The organism is Mesorhizobium sp. NZP2298, assembly GCF_013170825.1.
Classification (GTDB): Bacteria; Pseudomonadota; Alphaproteobacteria; order Rhizobiales; family Rhizobiaceae; genus Mesorhizobium.
Genome location: NZ_CP033365.1, coordinates 3,828,017 through 3,839,828 on the forward strand (window position 1 = coordinate 3,828,017; position 11,812 = coordinate 3,839,828).

Annotated in this window: 12 protein-coding genes; 8 read left to right on the plus strand and 4 right to left on the minus strand. The window is 62.3% G+C overall.

The genetic code is table 11. The features are described 5' to 3' along the window. On the minus strand, positions 1-444 hold the full coding sequence (locus EB231_RS18485; protein ID WP_172350132.1) for a hypothetical protein: 444 nt from the start codon (positions 442-444) through the stop codon (positions 1-3). 5 nt (positions 445-449) lie between these two features. Further along, the gene (locus EB231_RS18490) at positions 450-2,669 is read right to left on the minus strand and encodes a TonB-dependent hemoglobin/transferrin/lactoferrin family receptor (RefSeq protein ID WP_172352955.1); all 2,220 of its coding nucleotides are present in this window, start codon (positions 2,667-2,669) and stop codon (positions 450-452) included. Between the two features lie 200 nt (positions 2,670-2,869). Between EB231_RS18490 and hemP the strand changes: the two genes are divergently transcribed. From hemP to EB231_RS18515, 5 genes are read left to right on the plus strand one after another with little or no spacing between them, the layout of a single operon-like run. Continuing rightward, positions 2,870-3,076: a hemin uptake protein HemP gene (hemP, locus tag EB231_RS18495; RefSeq protein ID WP_010909946.1), complete on the plus strand. Its 207-nt coding sequence runs from the start codon at positions 2,870-2,872 to the stop codon at positions 3,074-3,076. 21 nt (positions 3,077-3,097) lie between these two features. Next, positions 3,098-4,159: a hemin-degrading factor gene (locus EB231_RS18500; protein ID WP_172350133.1), complete on the plus strand. Its 1,062-nt coding sequence runs from the start codon at positions 3,098-3,100 to the stop codon at positions 4,157-4,159. An 11-nt stretch (positions 4,160-4,170) separates the two neighbouring features. Further along, on the plus strand, positions 4,171-5,067 hold the full coding sequence (locus EB231_RS18505) for a heme/hemin ABC transporter substrate-binding protein (RefSeq protein WP_172350134.1): 897 nt from the start codon (positions 4,171-4,173) through the stop codon (positions 5,065-5,067). Positions 5,068-5,078: 11 nt separating this feature from the next. Next, positions 5,079-6,182 carry a FecCD family ABC transporter permease gene (locus EB231_RS18510; RefSeq protein WP_172350135.1) on the plus strand — a complete coding sequence of 368 codons (1,104 nt, stop codon included), beginning with the start codon at positions 5,079-5,081 and terminating at the stop codon, positions 6,180-6,182. Positions 6,183-6,205: 23 nt separating this feature from the next. Continuing rightward, complete coding sequence (locus tag EB231_RS18515) at positions 6,206-6,997, plus strand: heme ABC transporter ATP-binding protein (RefSeq protein ID WP_172350136.1); 792 nt, start codon at positions 6,206-6,208, stop codon at positions 6,995-6,997. 117 nt (positions 6,998-7,114) lie between these two features. Here EB231_RS18515 and rirA read toward each other — a convergent pair whose 3' ends face one another. After that, on the minus strand, positions 7,115-7,576 hold the full coding sequence (rirA, locus tag EB231_RS18520; RefSeq protein ID WP_172350137.1) for an iron-responsive transcriptional regulator RirA: 462 nt from the start codon (positions 7,574-7,576) through the stop codon (positions 7,115-7,117). 313 nt (positions 7,577-7,889) lie between these two features. Between rirA and EB231_RS18525 the strand changes: the two genes are divergently transcribed. The 3 genes from EB231_RS18525 (at position 7,890) to EB231_RS18535 (ending at position 10,414) form a co-directional block, all read left to right on the plus strand. Next, positions 7,890-9,185 carry a DUF445 domain-containing protein gene (locus EB231_RS18525; RefSeq protein WP_172350138.1) on the plus strand — a complete coding sequence of 432 codons (1,296 nt, stop codon included), beginning with the start codon at positions 7,890-7,892 and terminating at the stop codon, positions 9,183-9,185. Between the two features lie 103 nt (positions 9,186-9,288). Then, positions 9,289-9,717, plus strand: a complete 429-nt coding sequence (locus EB231_RS18530; RefSeq protein WP_140773084.1) for a phasin family protein — start codon at positions 9,289-9,291, stop codon at positions 9,715-9,717. Between the two features lie 199 nt (positions 9,718-9,916). Further along, positions 9,917-10,414, plus strand: coding sequence for a MaoC family dehydratase (locus EB231_RS18535; RefSeq protein ID WP_027043813.1), 498 nt, complete (start codon positions 9,917-9,919; stop codon positions 10,412-10,414). A 28-nt stretch (positions 10,415-10,442) separates the two neighbouring features. Here the strand turns inward: EB231_RS18535 and cml are convergent, their stop codons facing one another. Continuing rightward, positions 10,443-11,660, minus strand: coding sequence for a CmlA/FloR family chloramphenicol efflux MFS transporter (gene cml, locus EB231_RS18540; RefSeq protein ID WP_172350139.1), 1,218 nt, complete (start codon positions 11,658-11,660; stop codon positions 10,443-10,445). Between the last annotated feature and the right edge of the window lie 152 nt (positions 11,661-11,812).

Genomic DNA, 11,812 nt, shown 5'->3' on the forward strand with positions numbered 1-11,812 from the left:
TTAGACGCCGAAAGCGATGCCGGTCTTGGTGTCGGTCTTCAGCCTGCGCATGCAGGCGTTCGGCTCGACGCCGGTGCCGGCGCATTCCGTCGCGCTGTTGATCAGAACGCGGCTGATCTTGGTGCAATCGGTGCCGGCGAGATCAAAGCGCGTCACCTTGGTCTTGCCTTCCGGCAAATCCTTGAAGTCGAGCACGGTCAGCCGGTCGACGACGCCAGCCTCGTTGAACAGCGCGATCTCGAATGCCGCCTTGGAGAGGCCGGCGCCGAGGTTGTTGTTGACCAGGAATGTCAGCCGGCAACCCTTGTCGGAAGGTTGCGCCGCGTTCAGTTCGAGGGTCAGTGCGGGGACCGGCGCGGACCCTTCAGCCCACGCCGGAACCATCGCCAGCGACATCGCAAACGTCGAGGTCAGCAGACGAAGTGATGCCGTCAAGCTCTTCATGACCATCAGCCTCCAAAACGCATGGTTGCCGCCAGCTTCAACGTTATGCCCGGCTCATAGACCGCAACTGTCGTGCTGCCGTTCAACGGGTTGGCGTATTTGACGTCGAACAGATTATCGGCACGGAAATCGACCTTCAGATCGTCCGTCGCCTGATAGCTGGCGAAGGCGTTGACCAGCGTATAGTCCGTGGCCACGGCATTGCCCTTCGGCTTGCCATTGTATTGCACTTCGCCGCCGACGGTCAGCTTGTCCTCGAGGAAGCGCAGGCCAAGCTGGGCCGTGACCTGAGAGGACGGTATCGTGGCGAGGTCTGCTCGAACGCCCGTGTAGGAAATGGTGTGACCATTGGTTATCGAGGCAGAGAGGCCAGCATATCCCCAACCGGCGTCATAGACGCCTTCCAACTCGAAGCCGTTTATCTTGGCCTTGGCAAAATTCTGATACTGGTAGCAGATCGGGATGTAGCCGGGGTTGTTCATGAGCTGGTCCCAATCGACCGGGCAGGCGCTCGCTGGATTGGTGAAGGAAGCCCCGAAGGAGGTACCCTCTATGTAGTCGTCCACATTGTTGTTGAAGTAGGCCGCCTTGATGCGAAGCGCATCGCCGGGTTCAAGGATGTCATTCTGTTTGTAGTTGACGCCGAATTCCACGGTCTTGCCGGTCTCGGGCTTCAGGTTGGGATTGGGCAGGAACGGGAAGGTGACCCCCGCCGGATGGTTGCCGCTGATCAGTGTCTCGGTCAGCGATGGAGAGCGGTAGCCCTCCGCATAGGTGCCGTAGAACTGCAACCCCGACAGGCTTGGCGTGTCGAAGGGCGTGACGCCGACGGTGATGCGCGGCGAAAGACGGTCACCTGACGTTTCATGGGTGCCGTCCTTGAGGCTGTAGTTGTCGTAGCGCAGCCCGGCAATGACTTCGAGCCATTCCCAGGTGAGCTTGTCCTGAACGTAGGCTCCAGAGACGTTACGCTTTCCCGAAGGTGTGTAGAAACTGTCTCCGCCCGCGGTACCGCCGGTTTTGACGTCATCATTGACCCAATCGCCGCCATAGGTCAGTTCGTGCGCTACGCCGCCAGTCTCGAATCTCGATGTATTCCAGATGTCTATCGCCGCCGTGCCGACATCGAATGTCGATGTCGATCCAACCGGAAGGATTATGGAATCGCCCGTGATGGGATCGAATCGGCTGAGAGGAACAAGGCTGGTCAGGCCGAGATCGGTCTTGTTGTAGGAGGTGTTGATGTGGAGATCGAGCCAGCTCTTGTCTTCGTCGGTGATGTTGTAGCGAGCCGTGAAAGTGTTGGATTTCAGATCTGCATCATTGATCGGCACGCCGCCGCTGATCTCGTTCCAACCGTCGCTTGAGCCGACCCAGCCGAGCTTCAGTTCGCTGTTGTCGGTCGGGCGGATGGTGGTCTTGAGCAGGCCACTCAGCACGTCGAAGCCGGTGCCCTTGACGGTGTCGCCGCCACCATCCTTGTAGTCGTCATAGTTGCGGTAGACGATATTGCCCAGCACATCCCAATTCTCGTTGAGACGATAGGCGCCGGTGGCACTGGTGCTCCAGCCCTTGCCGTTGCTCTCGTAGCGTCCGGTGACGGAGCCGGCCCACGTCTCTTCAGGCTTGAGAAAATCCGAGGCATCCTTCGTGTCGAAGAAGACGACGCCGCCAATGGCGCCCGAACCGTAGGTGTTGGCGACAGGACCACGGATCACATCGACGGATTTGACGAGTTCGGGATCGATATAGAAGGTCGACTGCGTGCCGTGGTCGGACCGCTGGAAATCCTGGCGCGCGCCGTCGACGATGACGGCGACACGGCCAAAATCCTGCAAGCCGCGGATGTTGATGCTGGTGCTGACACGCCTGGCGTCGGCCTGCGCGGCGACACCGGGCACGCCGAGCAGCATCTCGTTCGGCGTCGTCGCCATGCGACGGTCCAGCTGTTCCTGATCGATATGGCTGGCCGAGGCCAGTGATTCGATCGCTGTTTCGCCGGTGCGGCTGAGCACCAGGATCTTGTCGAGCAGCGTCGCACCCGCGGGTACTGCTTTTTCCTGGTCAGCCTTCTTCGATTGATCCGTTTGATCGCCCGCCGGCTGCGTTGCCTGTTGGGCGCGGGCTGCCGGCGCGGACAGGGCGATGACCGCCACGCTTGCCAACAAAGCCGCCATCCCGCTCGCCGCCGACCGGCCACGCCATTCCCAGTTCACCAACCCCATGCCCCAACTCCAAATTCCAGGTTTCATGCTGGCTGGCCCGGGGCTGGCTGGCATTTTTCATCGTGTCCGGCGTGTTAAATGTTGACTCATTTGCTCCGGTATTGCACTGACTAATAAACATGATTATTCAAGTCAAGAAATGAATCGGCAATTACGCAACGCCTAGCCAGATGCCCGGCACAGGAAAGGGATCGACCCAGATGAACACGCACAATCCCAACGATTTTCGTTATCGCGTCCGGCGTTCCGATGATGCCTCCACCCGCTTCGACCGGATCCCGCTGGCGGTGCGAACGCTGTCCAGCAACACGCTGTTCCAGGGCGAGCACGAGATCGGCATCGAGCATCATGGTGCGCTCTACCGGCTGAAGATCACCCGGCAGGGCAAGCTCATTCTCAACAAGTAAAAAGGTATCAGGGGTCAAGACATGGACCAGCGCGTAAAACCCGCCCCGCATGAAATCCGGCGGGCACGGACGGACAATCCGAAAGCGCGCGAGCGTGACCTTGCCGCTCAGCTCGGCATTTCGGAGGCCGAACTGGTGGCCGCACATTGCGGCGACGGCGTCGTGCGCGTCGAGCCGCGCGTCAACGACCTTCTGACCGGCCTCGAGGCCGTCGGCGAGGTGATGGCCCTGACCCGTAATGAAAGCGCGGTCCACGAAAAGATCGGCGTCTATGACAAGGTGGTCACCGGCAACCACAATGCCATGGTGCTTGGCGAGAACATCGACCTGCGCATCTTCCCGAAAGTCTGGGCGCATGGCTTCGCGGTGGAAAAGCGTGACGGCGAAGAGATCCGCCGCAGCCTGCAGTTCTTCGACGAGGCGGGCGAAGCGGTGCATAAGGTGCATCTCCGCCCGGCCTCCAGCCTCTATGCCTACCAGAAGCTGGTCGCCGCGCTGGCATCGTCGAACCAGGAGCCGACGATCGATATTTCGGGACCAATCCCGGATGATGAGAGCGAGGCCGGAGCAATCACCGCCAATCTTGACGACCTGCGCGACCGCTGGAGCCGGCTGACCGATGTGCACCAGTTCTTCGGCATGCTGAAGACATTGAAGCTCAGCCGTCGCCAGGCTGTGCGCATGGTCGGAACGGACTATGCCTGGCTGCTCGACAATGACGCTGTCCGTGCCATGTTCCATCACGCCTCCGAAGGCGAGATGCCGATCATGTGCTTCGTCGGAAACCGCGGCTGCATCCAGATCCATTCCGGACCGGTCAGGTCGATCAAGCCGATGGGGCCGTGGATCAACGTGCTCGACGAGACCTTCCATCTGCACCTGCGCACCGATCACATCCATGAAGTCTGGGCGGTGCGCAAGCCGACCAAGGACGGCCATGTCACCTCGCTCGAGGTCTACGCCGCCGACGGCGAGATGATCATTCAGTTCTTCGGCAAGCGCCATGAAGGCGAAAGCGAGCGCGACGATTGGCGCTTCCTGGCCGAGAACCTGCCGCGCATCCCGAACCCGACGGCAGCCTGAGGAACAAAACGATGTCTTTTCTTTCGAAATCGCCGACCATGCGTGGCGCAATGGTCGGCCTTTCCCTCGTTTTTGCCATGCTGCAGCCGGCTGCCGCCACCGAAGGCGTCTCGATTTTCACGGACACCTCGAAGATCGTCGCCATAGGCGGTTCGATCACCGAGATCGTCTATGCGCTTGGCGAGGAGAAACGACTGGTGGCGCGCGACTCCAGCAGCCGCTATCCGAAGGCGGCGTTCGATCTGCCCGATGTCGGCTATATGCGCGCGCTGTCGCCGGAAGGTGTGCTGTCGGTCAATCCGACCGGCATCCTGGCGTTGCAGGGCAGCGGTCCCAAGGAAGCCGTCGACGTGCTGAAGAAGGCGAGCATCCCCTTCATCGAAGTGCCTGAACATTATAGCCGTGAGGGCATCCTGGAGAAGGTTCGTATCGTCGGCAAGGCGCTGGGCGCCGACGCCAAGGCCGAGGTGCTGGCCAGGGACCTCGATGCCAGGCTCACCGCCGCCGAAAAGCAGACTGCCTCGATCAAGGAGCGCAAGCGCGTCCTGTTCGTGCTGTCGGTCCAGGGCGGCAAGATCCTGGCGGCCGGCAGCGATACCGCTGCCGACGGCATGGTCAAGCTGGCGGGCGGGGTCAATGCCGTCGATGGCTTTTCCGGCTACAAGCAGATGTCAGACGAGGCGATCATCACCGCCAGGCCGGACGTGATCCTGATGATGAGCAATGCCGGACCACCGGTGTCGGACGACGAATTGTTCGGCAATCCGTCTGTTGCCTCGACGCCGGCCGGAACCGCGCGCAAGGTTATCCGCATCGATGGCGGCTATCTGCTCGGCTTCGGGCCGCGCACGGCTGAAGCCATACACGAGCTCGCCGTCTCGCTCTATGGCGCGCAGGTCACGGACTGAGCGGGCGCATCATGGTCGATCAATCGATCGCCGGCCCGGTGAAGGTGATGGCGAATGCATCCGAAGGCGACCGCTCGGGCCGCGCCCGCATCGTCATCCTCTTGTTGTGCCTCGGGCTCGCGGCCGCCGTGCTTTTGTCGCTCACGTCAGGGGCATCGGATGCTTCGGCCGTCAATGTTCTCAGAGACTGGCTGCTTGGAGCCGTCCCGGGTGATGCGGCGCTGAGCGCGCGTGACAACCTGATCGTCTACGACATCCGCTTGCCGCGCATCATCCTCGGCATGCTGGTCGGCGCGGCGCTCGCGGTCTCCGGCGCCGTCATGCAGGGACTGTTCCGCAATCCACTGGCCGACCCCGGCCTGATCGGCGTTTCCGCCGGCTCCAGCCTTGGCGCGGTGGCCGTCATCGTGCTTGGCACGACGGTACTGGCGCCGGTGACAGCCTTGTTCGGCACGCTCGCGCTGCCGCTGGCCGCCTTCTTCGGCGGTCTTGCCACGACACTTGTGCTCTATCAGGTCGCCACGCGACGCGGGCAAACTTCGGTCGCCACCATGCTGCTGGCCGGCATCGCGCTGGCAGCCCTTGCCATGGCGCTGACCGGCATCCTCATCTTCATGGCGGACGATCGCCAGTTGCGCGACCTGACCTTCTGGCAATTGGGATCGCTCGGTGGCGCAACCTGGCAGAAGATCGGTTCCGTCGGGCCGATCATCATACTGGCATTGGCAGCGATGCCGTTCCTGGCGCGCGGGCTGAACGCGCTGGCGTTGGGCGAGGCGACCGCCGGCCATCTCGGCATTCCGGTACAGCGGCTGAAGTATACGGCCATCATCGGTGTCTCGGCAGCGGTCGGGGCGTCAGTCGCCGTCAGCGGCGGTATCGGCTTCGTCGGCATCGTCGTGCCGCATCTGCTGCGCCTGCTGATCGGTCCGGACAATCGTTATCTTTTGCCGGCCTCGGCACTGCTCGGGGCCTCGCTGCTGCTGCTTGCCGATGCCGTCGCACGTACCATCGTGGCGCCGGCGGAACTGCCGATCGGCATTGTCACCGCGGTCGCCGGCGCGCCGTTCTTCCTGTGGATCCTGCTGCGCAAGCGAGGCGTCATTGACCTGTGAAATTCGGGATTTGTGAGGCTGGGATGATCGAGGCAAGAGATGTTTCGGTTGATATCGCCGGCAAACGTATCGTCGGCGGTGTCGATTTCGATGCGCGACCCGGCGAAATCGCGGCGATCGTCGGCCCCAACGGCTCGGGCAAGACGACCTTCCTGAAGGCGTTGTCCGGCGAGCTTGCCCATACAGGGCGCATCGCGCTCAACGGCCGCGACCTTGCGGCGATGAAGCCAGTCGAGATTGCAGTCCATCGCGCGGTCCTGCCGCAGGCGACGACGCTGTCGTTTCCATTCACCGTGCGCGAGGTGGTCAAGCTCGGCCTCGTCGGCGGCCGCTCGGGTGCCTTGCCTGGCGAGGATGCGCGGCTGCCGGAGCGGGCGTTGGCTCGCGTCGACCTCGACGGTTTTGCCGGGCGCTTCTACCAGGAGCTTTCGGGCGGCGAGCAGCAGCGCGTCCAGCTTGCGCGCGTGCTGTGCCAGGTCTGGGCGCCAGTCCTCGATGGCAAGCCGCGCTATCTATTCCTCGACGAGCCTGTTTCCAGCCTCGACATCAAGCACCAGCTGATCATCATGAACATCGCCCGCGACTTCGCCAGAAGGGGTGGCGGCGTGGTCGCCATCCTGCACGACCTCAATCTGACGGCCATGTATGCCGACCGCATCTTTGTCATGCATCGCGGCCGGCTGGCCGCGACCGGCTCGCCGCAAGAGGTGCTGAGCGACGATTTGATCGAGAAAGTGTTCGACTGCCGGCTCAGGGTCGGTGTGTTGCCGGCCGGAAATATGCCGTTCGTGCTGCCGCAATCGTCGGTCGGTTGATATTCAGGTGAGGCTGGCTTCCTGCGCTTCCGGCAGTGACGCCTCAATTGTCGAAGTCGGCGCTGCCCCTCATTGCCCTGCCGGGCATTTCTCCCCGTGGAACGGGGAGAAAGAAGCTCAGGCCGCCGGGGCGCGGCGTTCCAGCATGTCGATGCCAAGCAGGTTACGCACGTTCGGCCGTGCCGCCACCATATCGGCGATCGTGTAGCGGGAAAGCACGGCGAAGAAGGCGTTGAGCGCCTCGCGCAGCGCTGAATTCAACGCGCAGCTGTCGACCAGCGGGCACTCGGCCGCATCGTTCTCGAAGCATTCGGCCATGGCGAAGCTTTCCTCGGTGACGCGCACGACGTCAAAGAGGCTGATCGCCTCGGCGGCACGGCCAAGCCTGACGCCGCCATTGCGGCCGCGCACCGTCTCGACCAGGCCATGCTCGACCAGCGGCTGCAAGATCTTGAACAGGAACAGTTCCGATACCGAATAGGCGGCCGCGATTTCGGGAATGCGGCTCAGCCGATCGTTGTTGGCGGCACAATACATCAGGATGCGCATGGCATAATTGGTCTGGCGTGTAAGCCGCATTTTTTGTCCTCACTAGGCGCCGGCGCGGTGCAACCACGCCAGATTCCAGAACTTTTGCTGGCGCGGCTGTGATCCGGAAGTTTCGGAGTCGCACGCTGGCCTTGGCCCGAATATGGCTTATACCTTGGAATAATTCCAGACTAGCTTCGCATTATAGATGAATATTCTCGTCAACTTTATGTGCGCAACCGGGCGGGACGCGGGGAAAGCTGGTCGTCACGGGCATTTCGGCTGATGAAACCCTAGATAGGCCGGAGATCGACCCCGAGATCGACCAGTGGTCGACCAGAAATCGACGAGGAGCAATTCGTCCATGTCACAATCGGCTTCGTCCCTGGCGCCTGTCCGTTTCGATGCCGATGCGGCCGCCAAGCTCTCGGCGCTGCGGCGGACCAAATTCATCGCCACGGCCGCGCTGGCGGTTTGCGTGCTGGTGTTCGCCTTGGCCAAGTCGTTCCAAAACACCTATCCGTGGCTGGGGTTCGTCGCTGCCTTCGCAGAGGCGGCGACCATTGGCGGCCTGGCAGACTGGTACGCGGTGGTGGCGCTGTTCAGGCGGCCGCTCGGCCTGCCGATCCCGCACACCGCCATCATCCCGGAAAACCAGAACCGGATCGCGGACAATCTCGGCCGTTTCATCGAAGGCAATTTCCTGGCGCCGGAGCCGGTGCGGGAGAAACTGGCCGAGGTCGATTTTGCCGCACTCGTCGCCGACTGGCTGACTGATGCCGAACGCGCCGCTGGCCTGTCGCGCTTCGTGGTTCGGCTGGTGCCGCAGACACTTGCGGCCGTCGAACAATCCGGCCTGCGCGGCTTCGTCACCAGCCGCATGCTCGAACAGATCGAAAAGGTGCCGCTGGCGCCGCTGGCGGCGGAACTCCTGTCGGCGCTGACCGACGATCGTCGCCACCAGAAACTGTTCGACGAATTCATCAAGGTGGTCGGACGCTTCCTCAATGATGAACAGGCGCTGGCGACGATGCGCGAGAAAATCCGCGAGGAATTGCCGTCGCTGTTCAACCTGTTCCGCGCAGACGCCTATCTCCTGAAGAAGATCGTCGCCTCGGCGGGTTCCTTGCTCGACGAGGTGCGGGCCGATCCCGACCATCCGATGCGGGCCGAGTTCGATCGTTTCGCGCAAGGCTTCGTCGAGCGGCTGCGGACGTCCAAGCAATATGCAAAGCGTGCCGAGAAGATGAAGCACGATTTCCTCGCCCGCCCCGAAGTCAGGGCGCTGGCCGGCGACATGTGGGAGAGTCTCAGCCTGTTCATCGAGCAGGACGCCAAGGCGCCGAATTCGGTGATCCGCGCGCATCTCGCCAACATGTTCGTCGAGGTCGGCCGGCATCTTGCCGGCGATGCGCAGATCCGGGCCGACATGAACCAGGGCTTCGTCGTGGCGCTGGCCTCCTTCGTCGAGAGCCAGAAGAGCGGCGTGTCGAAATTCATCGCCGATCAGGTCAAGCGCTGGGACCTTGCCCAACTGACGCGGCTGATCGAGATGAACATTGGCCGAGACCTGCAGTACATCCGCTTCAATGGCATGATCATCGGCGGGCTGGCGGGCATAGTGCTTTATACGATCGAGCTGCTGCTCCCGGTCAATTGATTCCATGTCGATCGCCATGCCTGTGTCCGAATGGACTCGTGACACGCGAGTGCTATTCTCCGGCAAGGGCGCCCGCATCCGCGGCGACAGGGGAGAAGAAGTCATGGCAAAACAACCGGAATCCGATTCCTTCATGGACATGTTCGGCAAATTCGGCCGCGACCTGAAGGTGCCCAATGTCGATGTCGAGGCGATCCTCGCCCATCACCGCAAGAACCTGGAAGCGCTGGAAAAGGCGGCGCGAGCCGGCGCAGCCGGAGCGACCTCGCTGTTGTCGAGGCAACGCGAGATGCTGCAGGACACGTTGCGCGAGGTTGCCGACGTGGCGCAAAGCTATCGGGCGCCGGGCAATCCACAGGAGCTCATGGCCAAGCAGACGGAGTTCGCCAGGAAATCGTTCGAGGCGGCGCTCAAGAATGCCGGCGAAGTGGCTGAATTGGCCCGGAAATCCGGCACCGAATCGATCGACATCCTGCGCGCGCGGATCAAGGAGGCGATGGAGGAAATCCGCGCCGGCTACGAGAAGAAATAGGTCTGCGTGCGCCGTTGTCCGCATCCCCACGCGGGTCGTCGGCACTCCTTATCCCTTGCGCATAGTTGCATCGGCGCCACGCGTCAGGCGGCATGGCACGATTCAGCCGGAATTCGGCGGAACGGATTCACGCAAGGCGAATTGACAGGAGCCGTCCGTTCGTGGTCCGGAGGCACTGCAAGCTATCGGGAAAGCAGGAATGACTGAAGTACGGCCTAAAACGCCGCCGACCTACGAGCAGTTGAGAACGATGTCCGGGCAGGAACTGGGCGTCTCGGAATGGACCACGGTCGACCAGAACCGTATCAACCAGTTCGCCGAATGCACTGGCGACCATCAATGGATCCATGTCGATCCCGAGCGGGCGCGGCGGCAAAGCCCGTTCCGCACGACGATCGCGCATGGCTACCTGACGCTGTCGATCATCGGCGCGCTGGCGCTGGGCATGGGGATCGTGCCCGAGAATACGCAGGCCGCCTTCAACTACGGCTTCGACAAGGTGCGTTTCCTCGCGCCGGTCAAGGTCGGAGCACGCATCAGGCTGCGCACGGTCTTGCTTTCCATGGAAGACAGAGGCCCCGGCCAATACCTGATGAAGGCAGCCAACACCGTCGAGATCGAAGGCGAGGAAAAGCCGGCACTGACGGCGGAAACGCTGGTCATGCTTTACGAGCGCCGCAAACGCGCAGGGGCCTGAGCGCACCCGCCCAAGTCCCTGCGATTTTTCAGTTGGCGGCTCGTCGCCGGTTCTGAAGACGCCTCAATGCACCTAGCGTCGTTGCCGCGAGCACCGTGGCGTAGCCGGCCAGCGGCCATGCGGTGTCGCCTCCCAAGAGGATGACGAACAATGTACCCATAATGCCGACAATCAGGCTCTGGGCACAGAAATATAGCGCCGCCGCGGTTCCCGCGATATTCCCGAATGCTTCAAGCGCGCCGTTGGCGGTGACCGATCCGGCAAGGACGATGCCCACCGCCATCACCCACATCGGCAGGACGAAGCTCGCGAAGGAGGGTGCGGCGAACAACTGGCCGATTGCCAGCATCGATGCGCCGAGAAGCAGCATCGCCATACCGCGCGCCAAGCTGCCCGCAGTGCCCCAGCGCGCGATGTGCGGCCTGGCCAATCGCGTTGTCACGATCATCGCCAGTGCTGCAGTCGCAAAGGCAAGGCTGAACCCGACCTGGGTAAAGCCGGCACGATCGATGAGCACGCGCGGCGCCGTCGAGAAGAACACGAAGAACGTGCCCATGGCCGCGGCGAAACCAAGCGTATAGGTCCAGAAGGCGAAGCTGCGCAGGATCGGACCGAAAGCAGGAACCGGGCCAAAGCTGTTCGAGGGCCGCGTCTCGTGCCAGCGCAGCCAGGCCTGGAACGTGGCGGCCGTGGCCAGGATGCAGAGCGTGACGAAGATCGCTCGCCAGCCGAAACCCTTGCCGATCACTGCGCCGGCGATCGGCCCCAATGCCGGCACGAAAGCCAGCATCGCGCTGAACAGGCCATAGATGATCGTGCCTTCGGGGCGCTCTGCATAGACGTCGCGCACCGTCGCGAAGGTCGCGACCAGAACGGCGGACGCGCCGATCGCCTGCACGATACGCAGCGTGACGAAGGCGGTGGCCAAAGACGTGCCGCCGAGCGCCACGGAAGCGCCCGCGAACAGCAGTCCACCGCCAAGCAGCACCGGGCGCCTGCCGATCCGGTCCGAGATCGGGCCGAACACAAGCTGGCCGAGGCCAAGGGTGATCATATACAGGCTCAGCGTCAGCTGGATGACCGAGGGCGATGTGCCGAGAGCTTCCGGCATCAGCGGAACCACCGGCAGGTAGATGTCCATGGCCAGCGAGGCAAGGATATCGAAAGGTGCCATCAGCAGCAGCGCTGACGGCAAGGAATAGGCCCATATCGTCCTTTTTGGAGACGGGTTTTTTGGAAAAGGCATGATTGAGAATCCGCACAAATGGTGAGATTTGGCGGCGATCTGCCGTTTTATAGATGGGTCTGATTTGACGGGGCAGAAGGCCGCAACAACAAGATGTTGTCGCGGCTTACTTGTCTGCTGACTTGGTGGTTCCCATACCGCTGTCCCGCAAT